This is a genomic window from Rhizobacter sp. P2_G4 (genome assembly GCF_056403575.1).
Map to the genome: position 1 here is coordinate 645512 of NZ_JBFUFG010000003.1, position 19577 is coordinate 665088.

Consider the following 19577-nt stretch of genomic DNA (forward strand, 5'->3'; position numbering starts at 1 on the left):
CCCTTGCTGCAAGAACTGCTGCGAGCACCCTGCGCTCAGGGCAGCGCGTCTCCGGACTCCGCGGCGAAAACGCGCTGCGTGATGTCGGCGTTCTCAAGGTGGACGAGGTCTTTGTTGAGCTCGTCCGTCACGGTGGCGCTGACCTGGGCGTCGAGTTCCTTGCGCAGGTGGCCGAGAAAGCGCGGCGCCGCAACGATGCGCAGCTCGTCGAAGCGCCGCCGCCGCAGCGCTTCGGCCAGGTGCAACGCCACGCGCCGTGCGAACGACTGCGCTTCCAGGTGCTGCTGGTCCTCGCCGGCCGACGAGGTGACGTTGGCCGAGCTGCGCGTGCGGTGTGGGGTGTTCGGCCGCGCGCTGTGCGTGGCCGAGCCGGCGCGGCGGCCGTATGCGTCGTCGCGAATCTCGCCTTCCTTGGCGTGCGCCGCCGGGTCCGTCAGCTCCTCGACGCTTTCGAGTTCGTCGCCCACCTCGGGCCGCTGCAGGATCCGCGCGATCGCTTCATCGGCCACCAGCACCCAGATCTTCTTGCCGTCCGTTCTCGGCGGCACGCCGCGGTCGGCCCAGCGGCCGTCATCCGCCTGGCCGTTGATGTGGCTGGCTCTGCTTGCCTCCATCAATGCGGACTCGGTTGCCGCGTTGGTGTTCCTGCCGCCGGCTTCGACACTGGCACCGTCGCCTGGATCCGGCTGCGCCGGTTCCGAGACCTCCTGCAGCACGATGCCCGCGCCGTCGCCGTCGGCCTTCACCGCCACGTCACCCAGCGACAGCATGCCGACCAGATGCTCTTCATGGTCCAGCACTGGCACGCGCCGGATGCGTGCGTCGCGCATCTGCTCGAGCACCTCGTCGACCGACTGATCCTCGAAGCAACAGCGCAAGTCGCGGCTCATCACGGTTTCGAGCGGAGTCTGCTCGGCAGGCTGGCCGAGTGCGATGCCGCGCACGACGAGATCTCGGTCGGTGACCAAGCCGACCAGGCGCTCGCCCTCGCACACCGGCACCACGCCGACGTCGAGCTGCTGCATGGCCTGCGCGGCGACCACGAGGGAATCCTGCGGCGACAAGCTGCGCACGCCGCGGGTCATCACTTCAGAGACTTGTGTCATGGCTTGTCCGTTTGCTGTGTGGATGTGCAAACGAGGCAAGCGACATACCTCTGCCTCACGCTCTCGCGCGCGCTGAACCGAAAAAAGGAATGCAGGTTGCCGCAGTCCTGAAGGCGGAACTTCATCGGCCCGCTGTCGACACCACGCAGCTTCTCAATCCATCGCGAGGCTCTCATGGCCGCTACGACGCACTTCGGCTTTGCCCGCCGCCATCCGGTGTGGACAGGGCTCGCTCTCACGCTGCTCGTGCTGGTGGTGGCACTGGCGCTGCTGCTGTCCAACTTGCAATGGCTGCGCGGGCCGTTGCAACGCGTGGCGTCCTCGCAGCTGCACCGTGAAGTTCGTGTCGGCCACATCGATCTGCGCTGGGGTGGCCAACCGACGCTGCGTCTGGACGACGTGTCCCTGGGCAATTTGCCCGACGGCAGCGATGCCCAGATGGCGCGTGCGAAGGCAGTCGAGGTTCGACTCTCGCTGCGCGACCTGCTGCAAGGCCGCGTGTTCATGCCGCGGGTCGCAGTGACCGACGCAGACGTGCTGCTCGAACGCCTGAAGGACGGGCGCAGGAACTGGCAGCTCACAGACGACACCGATGCCGAGCCCGAGCAGTCACCGAGCCGGGTGCGGCTGGGTGGCGTCTCACTCGACCGCGGGCGCGTGCGTTACCTGGACCACCAGACGCCGATGGACGTGACCATCACCGCCCGCCCGCTCGACCGGCAGACCGATGCACTCGCCGAACGCAGCGATGCGCCGCCGCTGAACGACCGCTACGCCATGCGCTTCGAAATCGTCGGGCATTACCGTAGCAACACTTTTTCCGGCCGTGCAGAGAGCGGCGGCGTGCTGAGCCTGCAGGACACCGGCCAACCGTTCCCGCTGCGTGGCGAGGTGATCGCCGGCGAGACGCGGGTGCAGATGGATGGCGGCATCGCCGATGCGGCGCAGCTGTCGGGTGTCGACATGCGTTTGCGCATCTCCGGGCCGACGCTGGCGAACCTGTACCCCTTCCTGTTGCTGCCGCTGCCCGCTTCGCCACCGTACGCGCTGCAGGGCCGGCTGCGTCGGGATGGCGGCCGCTTTGCGCTGGAAGAACTCGGCGGGCGCATCGGCTCGACCGACCTGACCGGCCAAGGCAGCTACGTGGTGCGTGAACCTCGGCCGCTGTTGACCGTGCAGTTGCGCAGTGATCTGCTCGACATCACCGACCTCGGGCCGATCATCGGCGTCGAAACCAAGAGCCGCAGCGCAAAGCCTGCGAGCCAGGGCGAGGTGGCTAACCGTGAGGAAGCGCGAGCCAGCGACAAGCGCACCCGCGGCGACCGGGTGCTGCCGGCCGGCCGCTTCGACCCCGAGCGCCTGCGCGTGATCGATGCCGACGTGACGCTGCAAGCGCAGCGTGTGAAAGGCGTTGCGGGGTTCCCGCTGCAAGACTTCGCGGCGACCTTGCGGCTGCACGACGCGGTGCTGCAGCTCGACCCGCTGAACCTTGGTGTGGCCGGCGGCACGATGGTGTCGCGCGCGACGCTCGATGCTCGCAAGGGCGACACGCTGCACTCGCAGCTGCACACCGAGCTGCGGCGCCTGCGCATCGACCGCCTCGTACCCGACGGCCTGCCGCTCGCTGAAGGAGCCGGGCTCGTGGACCTCACGGGTTCGCTGGCCGGCAGCGGCAACTCGATCGCGGATGCGGCGGCCAAGGCCGATGGCCGCATTGTGATGACGATGGGGCAGGGCCGCATCTCCAATCTGGTGGACGCGGCCAGCGGACTCAATCTCGGCCGCGTGCTTCGCTTGCTGGCGACGGGCGACCGAGAGATCGCGCTCAACTGCGGCGCCACGGTGTTCGACGTGAAGCAGGGCCAAGGCAAGTCGTCTCTGTTCGTGGTGGACACGGCGCAGACGCAAGTGCTTGGTGCCGGCGCCTTCGATCTGGAGCAGGAGCGCTTCGCGTTGCGCGTCGAGCCCAAGCCGAAGGTCAAGGGGTTGCTGTCGCTGCGTACGCCCATCAATCTGGAAGGTAGCTTCTCCGACGTCCATGTCTCGCCGGACAAGAAGCCTCTGCTCGCGCGCGCCGGTGGCGCGCTTGCGCTGGCGGCTGTGTCGCCGCTCGCGGCGCTGATCCCGCTGATCGAAACAGGCCCCGGCGAAGACACGCCTTGCAACCGTGTGCTGCGCATGGCGCAGAACGGGGGCGCGCCGGAGCAGAAGGCGCCAGCCGCTGCGCGTTGAGCAGCGTTGGACGAAGCGCCGAGCGCCATGGCGGGCGGTCTTTCGGCCACTGAATCGCTGAAAGGCCGCTCGATCGAAACAAATTAAAACGGCGATTCGTGCTTTGTCACACATCGCGAATCCGCGGTCGTGCATTCGTCATAACTACGCGGGCTCGCGCGCTTACGATGCCGCCCAGGTGGCGGTCGATACGAACCGCACTGTTGGCGCCGACCACGATGTCGGAGCGAGGAAACGTCCCGCGTCATGTTGAGCTGGGCACGGCAATTGATCTGCCCTTACGAAAGACCGCTCACGTGTTCAACACCACCCACTTCACCCGCGCGCTGCTCCTGGTGACTTCCGCCGTACTCATCGCTTGCAGTAACGAGGAGGTCGGAAACGAAGGGTCGGCGTTGAGTGAAGGGGCGGCGGGAAGCGGCGGCTCACCGCAGGTCCGCGTTATCAAGCATCCAGGCGCGGGACTCACCCTCACGGATCTCCAGACGCTCAAGGCGAACGTCGATCAAGGCAAGGAGCCGTGGAAGTCCGGCTACAACCAATTGGCGAACAGTCCCACGTCCAGGCTCAGCTACGCAGGGCGCGGTGGCCCGTTCGCGAAGGTGAGCCGCGCCCCTGACGAGAATCTCAATGCTTGGCGCAGCGACATGGTCGCGATCTCGGACCTCTCGCGGATGTGGTATTTCACCCGGAACGAGCAATATGCGGTGAATGCGCGCAAGTTGCTGCTCGGGTGGGCCAACACCCAGACGGAGTTCTCGGGGCGCGAGTCGATGCTTGATCTGGGCGACTACGCTTCCGCGTTCGTCGGCGGTGCGGAAATCCTGCGCGGCACCTATCCGGGCTGGACGGAGGCCGACACGGCGACGGTCAAGAAGTACTTCAAGAACGTCCTGATTCCGGCATCCAACCCTTATGGCGACAGCTCGTACGGGGCCGCCAACAAGGGCGCACTGGCCCTCACCGCTCTTGGACTGATGGCGATCTACAACGACGACACCGAGTTGCTGGACAAGGTCGTCTACCAGACCCGCACGCTCGCCCACATCGGACTGCGAAATTCCAACGACATCGGCATGCTCGGCGACTACCTGCGCGACCAGGGGCACTCCTATGGGCAGCTCAAGTCACTGACCATGCTGGCCGAGGCGCTCTGGAGCCAAGGCATCGACATCTACTCCGATTTTGACGACCGCCTGCTGGCGGCCGGAGAGTATTTCGCGCGGGTGAACGAGCTCGTTCCGACGACAGCCCTGCCTTTCGGCACCACCGATCGCTACTACACCTCCGACGTCACCAATCGCGGTTGGAACGGCGCCAATGGCGGAAGCGTCGCGCTCACTCAGCTTTACGGCGCCTACGTCCTGCGCAAGGGTCTGCAGGCACCCTTCATCGCGCAGCGACGCCTCTGGATGCCCGTGGACGGCAGCAGCTTCATGTTCCTCAAGGACTCCGACACCTCGACGGCGACGGCGCCGCCGGCGCTGCCCATTCCTTCGACCACCTCCATCACCTCGGGGTTCAGCAGTGCTGACATCGGGGGCGCGAGCCCAGCCGGCGTGGCCACCTACGCCAACGGCAAATGGATGGTTCAGGGGGCGGGTAACGACATCTTCTGGGGCGAACAAGACGGCTGCCACTTCACCTACAAGGCCCTCACCGGCAACAGCGCCATCATCGCGAAAGTCGAGTCGGTCCAGAACACCAGTCCGGCCGCAAAGGCGGGCGTGATGATGCGAACAAGCCTGGAACCAGGCGCTCCCCGCGCCTGGATGGCCCTCTCCGGGCGAGGCCAGGTCGAACAGAACATGCAGAAACTTGCGGTGTATGGCGGCTCGAACTATGGGACCAAGGCCCTGGACATCGCGAGCTCCACGCCCTCGTACTGGGTGAAGCTCGAGCGCATCGGGAACATCATCACCGGCTACGTGTCTCCCGATGGCACCAATTGGGCGGCCACCGATGTCGGCCGCATCAACGCGCCTGTTCCCGACACGATCTATGTCGGGCTGGTGGTCACCTCAATCGGCAAGGGCCTGAACAGCTCGACGTTCAGCAACGTGCAAATCACTGGCGGCAACGGCGGTGCGCCAAGCGTCATCCCTGCGGCGCCCGCCATGCTGCTCGCATCGCCGGGCGATGGCGCCGTGCCGCTGCGCTGGCAGGCGTCCTTCGGAGCCACCAGCTACACGGTCAAGCGCTCCACCTCAAGCGACGGCCAATACGCAAGCATTGCGTCAGGCATCACAGGCAGCAGCTACACGGACAAGTCGGTGACCAATGGCACCACCTACTACTACACCGTCACGGCGATCAACTCCGCTGGAGCGAGCGGTAGTTCTCCGGCGGACAGCGCCACGCCGTTTCATCCGATGGTGAACGTCGCCACTGGTGGCATCGCAACCGACAGCGGGGGCACGAGCGGCGCCATGAGGGCCTTCGACCAGAACACGGGGTCGGGATGGTTCTATAAGGGCACGACCGGCTGGCTTCAGAATGACCTCGGCCACATGGAGCGCGTCCAGCGCTATGCCATCCGCAGCGCCGGCGGCGTGGTCCCCCGCGATCCGAAGGACTGGCAATTCCAGGGCTCCAACGACGGCGCCACCTGGACAACGCTCGACGCGCAAAGCGACCAGGCGTTCGCCCAACGCCTCGAGCTGAAGACTTACGCGATCGCGAATCCCGTCTCCTACCGCTACTACCGACTCAACGTGACAGCCAACAACGGCGACGTCGTCTTCACGGATCTTGGCGAATTCGAGCTGCTCGTTTCCAAGCCGCAGTGAACACCGTGCTCGAAGGGGCACGGGCACAGGGGTTCCACCTTTAGGGCCGCAGTTGTCCCGGCGCGTCGAGCGCCGGTGGCGGGGTGGGAAATCTGCTCGCCATTTCGCGGGCCCGCGCGTCGCCACCTTGGCCTCTCGCTACATCATTTTTCCCACGAAGTCTTCACCGAGCTGCGATGGTCCGTCAGGGCATTCCTGAATGCGCGATCCAGCATCGCAAGACGAGAAAAAACGATTGGTGCTCACGCTGACGCCTCCCTAGCATGGCCGTCGCCAACTCGCCCAATGAGCGAGAAGCAACGAGCCCGTGAAGTCGTGAGTGCGTCCTTTGAACGACGCTGCACTTGCGATCACGGGAACTGGGCAAGCCTTTCAACTCAACGCCTGCAGATGAGGCGCGAACGAAAAAGGCTGCCTTCCATGGAGACAGGAACTCACTCGTGAAAACTTTTCTGAAATCGATTCGTTCGGCCTTTGCCGCAACCATGCTCGCTGCCGCGTTCTGCGGTGCGCAGGCGCAGTCGGCCGGTTATCTGCTGGTTCACTTCACCGGCGAATCAGCGCAAGGCGAGCAGACCTACATGTCTCTCAGCACCGATGGCCTGCATTGGTCTGACCTGAACAACAGCCAGCCTGTCCTCATGTCGACCGTGGGCGAGAAAGGCGTGCGCGACCACACCATCGTGCGATCCCCTGACGGCACCAAGTACTGGATCCTCGCCACCGACCTGCGCATCGCCAGCGGCAAGGGCTGGGACGTCGCGCAGCACTCCGGCAGCACCAAGCTCGTCATCTGGGAATCGACGGACCTCGTGCACTGGTCCGAGCCGCGTCTGGTCGATATCGCCGGCGCTATTCCAAATGCAGGTTGCGCGTGGGCGCCCGAAGCCATCTGGGACCCGGCATCGAACGCGTACATCGTGTACTGGGCGACCATCTCGCCGCTCAACGGCACCGACAAGCCGCGCATCTACTACGCGAAGACGACCGACTTCCGCACCTTCACCGCGCCGCAGATGTACATCGACCGGCCCGGCACGCAAGGCATCATCGACACGCAGATCATCGAGGTCGCGGGCAGCATCGGCGGCTTCAAGTACGTGCGTGCATCGGGCGACGGCCAGATCACCGTCGAAGGCAGCCAGTCGGTGCTGGGTTCTTGGACGACCATTGGCGACCTCTCGCAGATCGGCTTGACGGGCAAGATGGTCGAAGGTCCCATCCTCTTCAAGTTCAACGGCGAGAACAAGTGGGGCATGTGGGTCGACCAGTACGCCGCGAACAAGGGCTACCTGCCGCTGACCTCGATCAACCTGGGCAGCGCACAGAACTGGCAGATCGTGCCGTCGGGCTCGTACAACCTGGGCGCGGACCGCAAGCGGCATGGCGGCATCCTCAACCTGAGCGCCGCGGAGATGAGCCGCTTGAACGCGCAGTGGGGAGGCACCACGCCGATCAACCGGATCCAGTCTTCCAACTTCCCGGACCGGTATGTGCGGCATTCCGGCTTCACCACGGTGCGCATCGATCAGAACGTCTCGCCGCTGGACGATTCGAAGTTCCGAGTGGTGAAGGGGCTGGCGAACAACTCAGGCTACGTGTCCTTCGCCTCGGTGAACTTCCCGGGCTACTACCTGCGCCACAGGAACTTCGTCTTCGAGCTCGCACCCTACGACGGATCGCCGCAGTTCGCTGCCGACGCGACGTTCAAGGAAGTACCAGGGTTGGCCGACACGGGTGCCGCTTCCTTCCAGGCGTACAGCGATTCGACCCGCTATATCCGCCACTACGCCTACGTGCTGCGCCTGGACGTCATCAACAACCAGACCGCCCGCAGCGATGCGACCTTCCATGTGACCAACTGACGCCGCTGCATGCAGGCCGCGCGCCGGCCTGCTCTCATCCTCGCCTGCGAGCTCCTAGCCCTTCACCTTCACCCGCTCCAGGCAGCGAACAGCTCGGTGCGCAGTTCCACTTCGCGGCCCCGGTAGCGCGGTGAGAAGTGGAAGGGCACCACGTGCCGCGCGCGCAGGTGGCGTGCGATCTCGCCGGCCTGGCGCGCGGTCAGGTGGTTCTTGCGCAAGGCATGGTCACGGTCGGCATGCATGAACACCGACTCGATGTGCAGCAGGTCCACATCAGCCAGCAAGTGCATCAGCTGGTCGATGTTGGCCTCGGTGAAGCGCAGGTCGGTCACGTAGCCGATGCGCCGGCCCGGCACCGTGTCGAGCACGACCGGGCGCAGCTCGCCGACGGTGCGTTGTTGCGTGTGCGCGCCGTGGCGGTCGCGCCAGGCCACGTCGATCGGCGTGGCGTCAGGGGCGCCCAACAGCACTGCATCTTTCAGCGTGCGCAGCCACGCGTCTGCGGTCAGCCCCATCGCGGCGATGCGGTCGGCGGCCACGCGCACCTGCGCTTTCTCTTCGAGCGCGAAGGCCAGCACCGCCATCTCGTGGTCCACCACGCGGGCACGCACGCGCACCAGCGGTTCGTCGAGCAGCACATCGCTTTCGACCGGGGTGATGGTGTTGTCGGACTCGGCGGATTCCACGGGCTCGAAGCGGCGCAGGCTGCTGAACCGCGCGTGCACATGGCGGCCATCCGCTTCCAGCGCGTGGGCCTCGATGGTCATCGGCACTTCATAGCGGTGCACCACGTTCCAGGTGTAGGCCCGCAGCTTGTGCTCAACCTGCTCGGTAAACCCGGGTCCGCCCCACAGCACCAGCCGTGGCATCCGGCCGAGGCCGAGTGCGAGCCAGTGGTCGAAGCCGGCGAAGTGATCCATGTGCGTGTGTGTCACGAACGCATGGCTGGTGCGCAACAGCACCCGAGCGGCCAGCTGCGCAATGCCGGGGCCGAGGTCGAACAGCAGCGCGCGGCGGCGGTCGCGCAGGTCGGCCAGCAAGCCCGGCTCGGCGCCGCTCGGGTCCACCAGGCGGGTGTCGACCGTCGTTCGCATGCAGCTCGGCGCGCGCCGCTAAGCCGGCGCTGTCGCGGTCAATGGCTGGTTCAACAGCGCCGGTGCAGGCGGCAGGCCGGTGACATCGAGGATCTCCTGCTCGCCCAGCGTCTCGCGTTCCAGCAGCGCGCGCACCAAGGCGTCGAGCTGCTGCCGGTGCTCGCGCAGCAGGCGTTTCGCCTCGTCGTGGCTCTCGTGGATGATGCGTTGCACCTCGGCGTCGATGAGGCGTGCCGTTTCTTCGCCGAAGGGGCGCGCCGCTCCATATGAGCCCCCGATGCCCAGGTAGGGGTTGTCGCGCGGCGCCAGCTCCACCATGCCGAGCTTGTCGCTCATGCCCCATCGCGTGACCATGTTGCGGGCCAGCCGCGTGGCCTGCTCGATGTCGCTTTCGGCCCCGGTGGTCTTGGTGCCGTACACCAGTTCTTCGGCCGCCCGGCCCCCGAGCATGCCAACGATGCGTGCCCGCAGGTACCCCTCGGGGTAGTTGTAGCGATCGGTCTGCGGGCGCTGGTAGGTGACGCCGAGTGCCTGGCCACGCGGCACGATCGTGACGCGGTGCACCGGGTCCGCGCCCGGCACCACGAGGCCGAGGATGGCATGGCCGCTCTCGTGATACGCGATGCGTTCGCGGTCTTCTTGCGTGAGCAGCAGCGGCCGTTCGGGCCCAAGCACGATCTTCTCCAGCGCGTCGAGAAAGTCTTTCTGCCGCACCTCGTTCTGCTTGCGGCGCGCGGCCAGCAGCGCCGCCTCGTTGACGAGGTTCTTCAGGTCGGCACCCGAGAGCCCCGGTGTCGACGCGGCGAGTTCGCCGAGATCGACGCCCTGCGCCAACGGCACCTTGCGCGTGTGCACCTTCAGAATCGCTTCGCGGCCCACGCGGTCGGGCAGGTTCACCACCACCCGGCGGTCGAAGCGGCCCGGTCGCAGCAGCGCGCGGTCGAGCACGTCAGGCTGGTTGGTGGCGGCGAGCACGATGATGCCTTCGCGGCCCGAGAAGCCGTCCATCTCGGTGAGGATCTGGTTCAGCGTCTGCTCCTGTTCGCCCACGCCGCCGATCGCCGTCGGGCCGCGTGCGCGGCCGATCGAGTCGATCTCGTCGATGAAGATGATGGCCGGGGCGCTCTCGCGCGCCTGCCTGAAGAGGTCGCGCACGCGCGCCGCGCCCACGCCGACGATCATCTCCACGAACTCGGCGGCGCTCATCGAGAAGAAGGGCACGCCCGCCTCGCCGGCGACGGCCCGGGCCAGCAGTGTCTTGCCGGTGCCCGGCGCGCCCACCAGCAGCACGCCCTTGGGGGCAGTGCCGCCGAGCCGGGTGTACTGCTCCGGCGCCTTCAGGAAGTCGACGATCTCGACCAGCTCGTTTTCCGCCTCGTCGATGCCGGCCACGTCGCCGAAGGTCACGCGGTTCTCAGCATCCTGGTCATAACGGCGCGCCTTGCTCTTGCCGATGCCCATCAACGCGCCGCCGAGGCCGCCGCCTTGCTGGCTGGCACGCCGGTACAGCCACACGTAGAACGCGATGATGAGGATCGCCGGGCCGAAGCCGAGCAGGAAGGAGCCGAGCCCGCCGCCGGTGCGTATCGGCACCGCGCTGATCTCGACCTTGTGGTCGATCAGGAAGTCTTCGAGTCCCGGGTCGACGAACGCCGGCAGCGTCGTCATGAAGGTCTCGGCCGGCTCGGGTGTGCGCGCCGTGACCCACGGCGGCGCGGACGCAGCGCGTGCCGTGCTCTCGTGCCCCGGTGGCGGCCACGGCACCGCTTCGATGAAGCGGCCCTCGATGCTCACGCCCTGGCTGTAGATGGCCCGCACGTTGCCCTTGGCGACCTGCTCCTTGAAGACGGTGTAGGGCACGGTGACCGGCGCGTCGGCGTCAGGGAACAGCGAGCGCACCACCAGGTAGTTGATCAGCAGGATCAACACGAAGGTCCACCACATCCTGCGCGGTGGAACGCGTGCCGCATCGGCATTCTTGTCGTTGGTGCTGCTGCCCTTGCTGCCGCGTGTGGGCCCGTCCGGCTGGCCTGTGGCCCAGGGCGCCCACCGCTTCATCGTCTGCTCCGGCCGTCAACGCCAAGGCGTCTGCGTGATGCCGTCGGACCGGTGATTACCGATCCGGCGCGAACGTACTGCAAGGCCTTCAGCCCCATCACGGTCAGTGCCCGACGTAAGAGATGCGGTAGATCGCTCCGTTCCAGTCGTCCGTCACGAGCATGGCCCCGTCGGGTGTGTAGGCAATGCCGACCGGCCTCGCGTAGGCCACCGCGTCGCGCTCGTCGATGAAGCCAGTGACGAAATCGTCGAACCCGCGCGGCTCGCCATTGCGGTCGAACTGCACCCGCACGATCTTGTAGCCGGCCGGGTCGTCGCGGTTCCACGAGCCGCGCATCGCGACGAACGCATCGTTCCTGAAGTGCTGCGGGAAGCGCTGGCCGACATAGAAGCGCATGGCCATCGGCGCTGAATGCGCCTGCGTGGTCAGCACCGAAGGCTCCGTCTTCGCGCAGTAGTCCTCGCGCGACATCGGCATGCCGATGGGTTCCGCCTGGCCGGGTTTCAGGGCCATGCGCGACGGAGGCGCGTTGGTCATGTCGTCGACACGGCGCTCCGCAAAGCAGATCGGCCAACCGTAGTTCTTGCCGGCCTCGATGCGGTTGAGTTCTTCCGGTGGCGTGCGGTCGCCGCGGAAGTCGGAGCCGTGGTCCATGCCCCACAAGACGCCGGTGGCGGGGTTCCAGTCGTAGCCGATGGTGTTGCGCAAGCCGTTGGCGATGATCTCGCGCTGCTGGCCGTCCGGCGTGTAGCGGATCATCGTGGCGCGCTCGAGCTGATTCTGTTCGGCACAGTCGTTGCAGCTGCTGCCGACCGACACGTACATCATTCCGTCCGGGCCGAAGCGAACCATGCGGTTGCCGTGCTGCCCGCCGTCTGGCAGGCCGGTGATGATGGCCTGTGGCGCCGCCACGTCGCGCGGCGTGCGCCACACGGTGGTGGATGAGGCGAGGTACACGAAGCCGTTGTGCAAGGCCACGCCGTGCACGTTCGGCAGCTTGCTCGCGAAGACGCCGCGCTGGTCGGCACGGCCGTCGCCATCGCTGTCGCGCAGTACGAGCACGTCGCCTTCATCGCGCCGCGTCACGTAAGCAGTGCCGTCGCTCGCGACTTCGATCATGCGCGGGTGGCCGAGTCCGCTCGCCCACACGTCGACGCGGAACCCCGGCTGCACCCGCAGCCTGCGCACGATCGCTTCGCTGAATGCGCCCTGGGCCGGCGTGTCGCGGTGCACGAGCGCGCGGTCGGTCTCATGCTGCTGTTGCGGCCACGCACTGGGAGAGAGGGCGGCCGTTGCGGCGCCGATGACGGCGATCCAGAGGGGATTGATGCGCATGGAAAGTCTCCTTGTCGAGTAGCACACGACTCGGCAATTGGCGTACCGGCTTCGCGATTTGYGGCCGCCCCTGGCTCCGGCAACCCGGTTCGAACGACGACCGTGCGGCATGTCGGTTGCTGCGCGTGAATGACCAGGAGGAATCCGACGCGAGTGCCTCCCATCGACAGCATGCTGGTCATCTCGCCACACCTTGACGACGCCGCACTCGGCTGCGGCCAGCTGCTTGCTGCCTCTCCGGGCAGCGTGGTTCTGACGGTTTTCGCAGGCACGCCCGACGATGCCGATCGGCTCACCGACTGGGACGCCCGCTGTGGCTTCGCGAGTGCCCGTGATGCGATCACGCAGCGGCGGGCCGAAGATGCGCGGGCACTCCGGCTGCTCGGTGCCGAGCCGCATTGGCTGTCGTTCTCCGATGACCAATACGGGCAGGCGTGTGATGCCGAAACCCTGCGCAATGCGCTGCTGCTCGCCGTGAAAGCCTTGCGGCCGCAGCGCCTGCTGTATCCCATGGGGCTGTTCCACAGTGACCACAGGCGCGTGCACGATGCCGTCCGCGCCGTTCTGCCGAATCTGCCCGGCGTCGAGACGTGGGTGTACGAGGACGCGCTGTACCGCGGCATGCCTGGCCTGCTGCAGCGGCGGCTCGCCGAGTTCGCGAATGCGCAGTTGCGTGCCACGCCGATTCGGCTTACCGCCCTGACGGGTTCTGCTGCGCTGAAGGCAGAGGCCGTGCAGGCGTATGCGAGCCAGGTGCGCACGTTCGGGCCGCACGGCCTGGACGACGCCGCCGAACCGGAACGCTGCTGGCTTCTCGTTCCCGAAGAGGAGGGCGATGATGACCGCTGATCCACGCATCAGCGTCGTCGTGCTGACGCATGAGCGGCCCGATGAACTGGCGCGCATGCTGCGTCGGCTGATGGCGCTGCCCGAGCAGCCGCAGGTGATCGTCGTCGACAACGCGTCGCAGCCCGGCAGCGTGGAGCTCGTGCTCAGAGACCACCCACAAGTCGAAGCGGTGCGATGCGAACAGAACCGCGGCGCAGCGGGCCGCAATGCCGGCGTGGCGCTCGTGCGCACGCCATACGTCGCCTTTTGCGACGACGACACCTGGTGGGCGCCTGGGGCCTTGCGACGCGCGGCGGACCTGCTCGATGCTCACCACGGCGTGGCCGCGCTGTCTGCCCGCGTGCTGGTCGGCGAGGCCGAGCGCGAAGACCCTGCCTGTGACGCGATGGTCCACAGCCCGCTCGATTCGAGTGGGCTGCCAGGGCCGGCGTTGATCGGTTTCATGGCTGGTGCCGTGGTGATGCGCACGGCCGCATTCCATGCGGTGGGTGGCTACGAGCCGCGCTTCTTTCTGGGCGCCGAAGAATGGTTGATGGCGCTCCATTTCCCGGCGCGGGGCTGGCACATCGTCTACGCGCACGACGTTGTCACCCACCACCACCCGTCACCGACCGCGCGTGACCCGACGCGGCGCCACATCGTGGCCTCACGCAACCGCCTGTGGATCGTGTGGATGCGGCTGCCGGTGGCCATTGCCGGCCGCTTCAGTCTGCGCATGTTCCGCGACATCGCGCGCACCGGCATGCTGCAGCCGGTGCTGCGCGAGGCGCTTGCCGGTTTGCCGTGGGTCTTGCGAGAGCGGGTCGTGGTGCCGCCGAGGGTCAGCGCGATGGTCGGCAGGGTTCTCGGCATGCGCACGCGAGCCCGGAAGCATGGGCACGGGAACGAGCCTTGCTGATTCCATGGACACACCTCAGGAGTACCGCATGCCCCAGACCGACGAGCAGCTGTCCATCGACCAGATCTACGAGAAGCTCACCCAGGGGCTCGGCCACGAGTTCGTCAACGACGACAACGTGTTCGCGCTGATCGAGCGCGCCGAGCGCGACCGCCATACCGTGTTGGCGCAAGAACTGCGCGAATGGCAATCGCCCTGTGGGTGACCCGGGATGACGAGCCCGCGTCACCGAGCGAATGGCTCGCGGGCATTCAGTCGGGGCCGATGTCTGCGCGGCGCAGGCGCAGCGCATTGCTGATCACCGACGCCGAGCTCAGGCTCATCGCCAGTGCGGCGATCATGGGTGACAGCAGCCAGCCGGTGAACGGGTACAGCAGCCCCGCGGCCAGCGGCACGCCGAGCGCGTTGTAGACGAAGGCGAAGGCCAGGTTCTGCTTCATGTTGGCCACGGTCGCGACCGACAAGCCCCGTGCCGTGGCGATGCCGCGCAGGTCGCCCTTGACGAGCGTGAGCTGCGCGCTGTTCATCGCGACGTCGGTACCGGTGCCCATCGCGATGCCCACGTCCGCACGCGCCAGGGCCGGGGCGTCGTTGATGCCATCGCCCGCCATTGCGACGGTGCGGCCTTCGGCCTTCAACGTCTCGACCAGCTTGAGCTTGTCGGCCGGCTTGACCTCGCCGTGCACTTCGTCGATGCCCAGGCGCCGGCCCACAGCTTGCGCCGTCGTCAGGCCGTCGCCGGTGGCCATCACGACGCGCAGGCCGGCCTTGCGCAATGAAGCGAGTGCATCCGGCGTGGTCGCCTTGACGGGGTCGGACACCGCCAGCAGGCCAAACAGTTTCTTGTCGACCGCCAGGTGCATCACGCTCGCGCCTTGCGCGCGCAGCGCTTCGGCCGGCGCCGACAAGGCCGACACCTCGACGCCCAACTGCTCCATCAACGCCGTATTGCCCAGTGCCAGCGATTTGCCGGCGACCATGCCGCGCACGCCGATGCCCGATTCGGAATCGAACTGCTCCGGCTTGTCGAGCGAGAGCCCGCGCTCCTTGGCGGCCGTGACGATGGCTGCGGCGAGCGGGTGTTCGCTGCCCTGGTCGAGGCTGGCGGCGAGGCGCAGCACCTCGTCTTCCGTCACGCCTTCTGCGGCGACGGCACGCTCGAAGCTCGGCCGGCCTTCGGTGAGCGTGCCGGTCTTGTCGACGATGAGCGTGTCGATCTTGCGCAGGTTCTCTATGGCAGCGGCATCGCGAAACAGCACCCCGCTGGTGGCGCCGCGGCCCGTGGCCACCATGATGGACATGGGCGTCGCCAGGCCCAGCGCACACGGGCACGCAATGATCAACACCGCCACGGCATTGATGAGGCCATAGACCCAGCTCGACCCGCCGACGCCAGAAGGCCCGAAGATGCCCCAGCCGAAGAAGGTGAGGATGGCGATGCTCACCACGCCGATGACGAAGTAGCCGGCCACGGTGTCGGCCATGCGCTGCATCGGCGCCCGCGAGCGCTGCGCCATCGCGACCATCTGGACAATCTGGGCCAGCACGGTCGACGAGCCGACGTGCTCCGAGCGCATGACGAGCGCGCCGCTGGTGTTCATCGTGGCGCCGATCAACTTGTCGCCCGGGCGCTTCGTGACCGGCAGCGGTTCGCCGGTGAGCATGGATTCATCGAGCGAGCTGCTGCCTTCGACCACCACGCCGTCGACTGGCACCTTCTCGCCGGGCCGCACGCGCAGCAGGTCGCCCACGTGCACGTGGGACAGCGGCACGTCGCCCTCGCTGCCATCGGGCTCGATGCGGCGTGCCGTCTTCGGTGCGAGGCCGAGCAGCGACTTGATGGCCGCCGAGGTCTGCGAGCGAGCCTTCAGTTCCAGCATCTGCCCGAGCAGCGTCAGCGAGATGATCACCGCCGCGGCTTCGAAGTACACCGCCACGCGCCCCATCGACATGAACGAGGCAGGAAAGAGCTGCGGCGCCACGGTGGCGACCACGCTGTACAGAAAGGCTGCGCCCGTGCCGAGGCTGATCAGGGTCCACATGTTGGGGCTGCGGTTCGCGACCGACTGCGCACCACGCACGAAGAAGGGCCAGCCGGCCCACAAGGCGATGGGCAGCGTCAGCACGAGTTCGATCCAGCTCTGCCGCGCCATGTCGAACCAGCCGAGGCGGTGCCCGAACATGGCGAGCACGGTCGCCACCAGGGTCAAGGGCAGCGTCCACCAGAAGCGGCGTTTGAAGTCCGCCAGTTCAGGGTTCTCTTCGTCGCCGAGGGCAGGCAGCACCGGCTCCAGCGTCATGCCGCACTTGGGGCAGTTGCCGGGGTGGTCCTGGCGGATCTCCGGGTGCATTGGGCAGGTGTAGACGGTGCCGGCCTCGGCGGGTGCGGCCGTCGCCGGGGCGGAACCCGCATGGTGGTGATGCGTGTGGTCTGTGTGGGCTTCGTGGGTCTGCATGTCTGCGCTCCGTTTGTGTTCGAGGTGCCCTCGGCGCGAAGGAGACGACGCTTGAAACGATAGACCTTCCGATCGTGGGAAGGTCAAGTGAGCTCACTCATGCAAAAGGGGAAACGAGGTCGATGGGTCGGCACGGCGTGGGTTTCGAGTTCATGTTCCCGTCAGCGCCGCAGCATCAACGGTCATGCAGCCGCCACACGGATGACATCTCGCTTCGGCAAGCTCGTGCGTTTCATCTTCCGAAGAAATGTCCATGTCATCCAAGAATCTGAGCGCCACGCCGTCCTCCATCTCCTCAGTGCGTGAACTCGAAGGCCTGCCCGATCGCCAGCGCAGATTTTTGCTACGCGCGGGCCTGGGTCTGTCGATGGGTGGCTCTGCGCTGCTTGCGGCGTGTGGTGGCGGCGACGACGCCAGCGGAGCCGACACCGATGGCAGCCAGGCAGCGGCCAAGGTGTCGAGCTTCGCGCTGGCCGTGTTGCCCGATACGCAGTTCTACTCGCGCTACGCGACGACCGACGAGAACCTGCAGTTCCAGCGCAAGTACGGCTCGACGCCTTACATCGCGCAGACGAAGTGGATCGCCGACAACGCGGCCGCGCTGCACATCCCGTTCACGATCCACCTCGGCGACGTGGTCGATCAGCAGAGCAAGCCCTTGCAATGGCAGGTTGCCGACTCGGCGATGAAGGTGCTCGAGTCGGCCAAGATGCCTTACTCCATCTTGGCGGGCAATCACGACGTGATTTCCGACGTGGACTATGTCGACGCGAGCAGCCAGTCGGCCAACACGGATGCGCAGCGCAACCTCGCCAAGGAGCCGTACCTGCAGACCTTCCCGACCACGCGGGCGCAGCAGCAGGCGACCTTCGGCGGCAGAGACCCGTCAGGCTTCCATGAGTACCACGTGTTCAACGTCGACGGCAACGCCTTCATGGTGTTGTCGATGTCGTGGCGCGCCTCCGATGCGGCGATCACCTGGGCGCGCGGCGTGCTGGCCAAGCACCCGACGCTGCCGACCATCTTGTCGACGCACCAGCTGCTCAACATCGCGGCCGACGGTGTCAGCCCGCTGGAAGTGCCCTACGGGCTGATGCTCTGGGACAAGCTCATCCGCGACAACGACCAGATCTTCATGACCCTGAACGGCCACTACCACGGTGGTGCGCGTCTTACCAAGATCAACGACTTCGGCAACGCCGTCGAAGAGATGGTCGTCGACTACCAGATGGCCTACATGGGCGGCAATGGACTCCTTCGCCTGTACGAGTTCGACCTCACGCACAACAAGATCAAGGTGCTGTCCTTGTCGCCGTGGGTCACGCAGAAGCCCACCGACACGCTCAACGAGTTCGACGTGGCCGTGCTGACCGACGCGAACCACCAGTTCGAGATCGACATCGACTTCAAGCAGCGCTTCTCGCGCTTCAACCCGAAGTTCACCGTGCCATCGGCCGCCAACGCGCCAATCAACGAGCGCGCCAAGGCTGCGTTGCTTGCCAACTTCACTGAGCCGGCTGCCAACACCAAGGCGCCGGCAGCGAACACCGCCGACTACCCGGTGGTCGCGTCCACCGTGGCCCATTGGCGCTTCTTCGGCGGCGCAGACGGCGCAGTGGTGCCGGCGGGCCAGGTCATCAACGACGAAGCAGGCGCCAACCCGATCTCGCGTCAGCCGCTTGCCCAAGGCGGCGCTGCGCAGGAGGCCGATCTCACGTGGTCGAGCGACCACCACTACCTGTCGGCGGCCCCCGGCAGCGTGCGCTTTGCCAACTCGGTCAACTCGCCGCTGCGGATGAGTTCTTTTGCCACCGACACCAATGCGCCGCTGAACGCACTGACCTTCAACGCCGGCTACACCGTCGAGGCGTTCCTGAAGATCCCCGCCAACTGGACGGCGAGCAACAACGCGTGGATGAACATCATGGAGCGCGAGGGGCGCCGTGGCGACGTCAGCGGCATCGATGCAGGCACCGACGGCGACGAGAGCGCGCTCATCTTTGCCATCTCGAGCCTGCGAGAGGTGCAGTGGGAAGTGACCCCGAGCACCGCGGGCACCAAGTCGCCGGCGGCCAATTTCTCGGGCGAGATCATTGCCGAGCGCTGGATCCACGTGGCGATCGTCAATGACCCTGCACAGAACGACACCATCATGTACGTCGAGGGCGCGCCCATCCTGCGCAACGTGTCGAACACCAACGGCATCGCCGTCAGCAGTGCGACCGATCGCATGATCGTGGGCGGTGGGGTCTACGCCAACACGCCGTCGAATGGCTATCTCGGCAACATTGGCGAGATTCGCATCTGCAGCGAGCCGCTGGCCGCGGACAAGTGGCTCACTGCCCGCAAGGGCTGAAGCCGCCGGCGACGATGTGCGCCAGCCGTTCTGGGATCGGCTGGCGTTGCTGCAACTATTGCCGGACCGGCCCATCCGAACCGGCAACGAGCGGTGCCGGCCTGACGGAGCCGCAGCCCTAGGTCGGCGGCACGCCACCGCCATTGCTGCCGCCATCACCCGCATCGCCGGTCTGCAGCAGCAGCGTCATCAGCACGGCCGAGTCGACGCGGGCGCTGAGCGAATGCCGCTGCCGGGCCGGCAGCACCACCAGCTGCCCGGGCCCGAGCCGGCGTGAGCCGCTGGGCATGCGCACTTCGACGTCGCCTTCGAGGCAATGGATCGTGCACTCGTCGTCAACGTGATGCTCCGGCTGGTCGCGCCGCGCCGGCAGCACCAGGTGCAGCAGCTGCAGGCGCTCGGTTTTCAGCAGGCTGGTGCTGACGGCGTCGTGCAGCGCCGGGCCAAGCGGGCCGATGTGGATGACGTCGAGCAGCTGGGCGTGGGGCAGGGCCATGTCGTTCTCCGTAGGAAGGTCGAGTGAAACGGGCATACGCGG

General features: G+C 66.6%; 13 protein-coding genes. 7 read left to right on the forward strand and 6 right to left on the reverse strand.

Annotation, left to right across the window (positions count from 1 at the left end; translation table 11 throughout):
- Positions 1-35 precede the first annotated feature (35 nt).
- Positions 36-1106 carry a host attachment protein gene (locus tag AC1DYS_RS15825; RefSeq protein WP_477900731.1) on the reverse strand — a complete coding sequence of 357 codons (1071 nt, stop codon included), beginning with the start codon at positions 1104-1106 and terminating at the stop codon, positions 36-38.
- Positions 1107-1280: 174 nt separating this feature from the next.
- Here AC1DYS_RS15825 and AC1DYS_RS15830 point away from each other — a divergent pair, with 174 nt between their 5' ends.
- From AC1DYS_RS15830 to AC1DYS_RS15840, 3 genes are all read left to right on the forward strand, one after another.
- Positions 1281-3338, forward strand: a complete 2058-nt coding sequence (locus AC1DYS_RS15830; RefSeq protein WP_477900733.1) for an AsmA family protein — start codon at positions 1281-1283, stop codon at positions 3336-3338.
- Between the two features lie 296 nt (positions 3339-3634).
- Entirely contained in the window at positions 3635-6127 is a 2493-nt protein-coding gene (locus AC1DYS_RS15835; protein WP_477900735.1) for an alginate lyase family protein, read from the forward strand.
- 440 nt (positions 6128-6567) lie between these two features.
- Complete coding sequence (locus tag AC1DYS_RS15840) at positions 6568-7992, forward strand: glycoside hydrolase family 43 protein (protein WP_477900737.1); 1425 nt, start codon at positions 6568-6570, stop codon at positions 7990-7992.
- A 68-nt stretch (positions 7993-8060) separates the two neighbouring features.
- Here the strand turns inward: AC1DYS_RS15840 and AC1DYS_RS15845 are convergent, their stop codons facing one another.
- The 3 genes from AC1DYS_RS15845 to AC1DYS_RS15855 all read right to left on the reverse strand — a co-directional run bounded on the left by AC1DYS_RS15845 (position 8061) and on the right by AC1DYS_RS15855 (position 12480).
- Positions 8061-9086 (reverse strand): ribonuclease Z, encoded by a 1026-nt coding sequence (locus AC1DYS_RS15845; protein WP_477900739.1) that lies wholly within the window; start codon positions 9084-9086, stop codon positions 8061-8063.
- 18 nt (positions 9087-9104) lie between these two features.
- On the reverse strand, positions 9105-11144 hold the full coding sequence (ftsH, locus tag AC1DYS_RS15850; RefSeq protein WP_477900741.1) for an ATP-dependent zinc metalloprotease FtsH: 2040 nt from the start codon (positions 11142-11144) through the stop codon (positions 9105-9107).
- A 103-nt stretch (positions 11145-11247) separates the two neighbouring features.
- Positions 11248-12480, reverse strand: coding sequence for a PQQ-dependent sugar dehydrogenase (locus AC1DYS_RS15855; RefSeq protein ID WP_477900743.1), 1233 nt, complete (start codon positions 12478-12480; stop codon positions 11248-11250).
- Between the two features lie 171 nt (positions 12481-12651).
- On the opposite strand from AC1DYS_RS15855, the gene AC1DYS_RS15860 reads away from it, so the two are divergent.
- The 3 genes from AC1DYS_RS15860 to AC1DYS_RS15870 are packed head-to-tail and all read left to right on the forward strand — an operon-like array spanning position 12652 to position 14432.
- Positions 12652-13329: a PIG-L deacetylase family protein gene (locus tag AC1DYS_RS15860; RefSeq protein ID WP_477900745.1), complete on the forward strand. Its 678-nt coding sequence runs from the start codon at positions 12652-12654 to the stop codon at positions 13327-13329.
- Positions 13319-14227: a glycosyltransferase family 2 protein gene (locus AC1DYS_RS15865; protein WP_477900747.1), complete on the forward strand. Its 909-nt coding sequence runs from the start codon at positions 13319-13321 to the stop codon at positions 14225-14227. Before AC1DYS_RS15860 ends, AC1DYS_RS15865 begins: the two co-directional genes overlap by 11 nt.
- 28 nt (positions 14228-14255) lie before the next feature.
- Complete coding sequence (locus AC1DYS_RS15870) at positions 14256-14432, forward strand: hypothetical protein (protein ID WP_477900749.1); 177 nt, start codon at positions 14256-14258, stop codon at positions 14430-14432.
- Between the two features lie 46 nt (positions 14433-14478).
- Here AC1DYS_RS15870 and AC1DYS_RS15875 read toward each other — a convergent pair whose 3' ends face one another.
- On the reverse strand, positions 14479-16683 hold the full coding sequence (locus tag AC1DYS_RS15875) for a copper-transporting P-type ATPase (protein ID WP_477900751.1): 2205 nt from the start codon (positions 16681-16683) through the stop codon (positions 14479-14481).
- 253 nt (positions 16684-16936) lie between these two features.
- Here AC1DYS_RS15875 and AC1DYS_RS15880 point away from each other — a divergent pair, with 253 nt between their 5' ends.
- Complete coding sequence (locus tag AC1DYS_RS15880) at positions 16937-19039, forward strand: LamG-like jellyroll fold domain-containing protein (protein ID WP_477900753.1); 2103 nt, start codon at positions 16937-16939, stop codon at positions 19037-19039.
- Positions 19040-19157: 118 nt separating this feature from the next.
- Here the strand turns inward: AC1DYS_RS15880 and AC1DYS_RS15885 are convergent, their stop codons facing one another.
- On the reverse strand, positions 19158-19535 hold the full coding sequence (locus AC1DYS_RS15885) for a cupin domain-containing protein (RefSeq protein ID WP_477900755.1): 378 nt from the start codon (positions 19533-19535) through the stop codon (positions 19158-19160).
- Between the last annotated feature and the right edge of the window lie 42 nt (positions 19536-19577).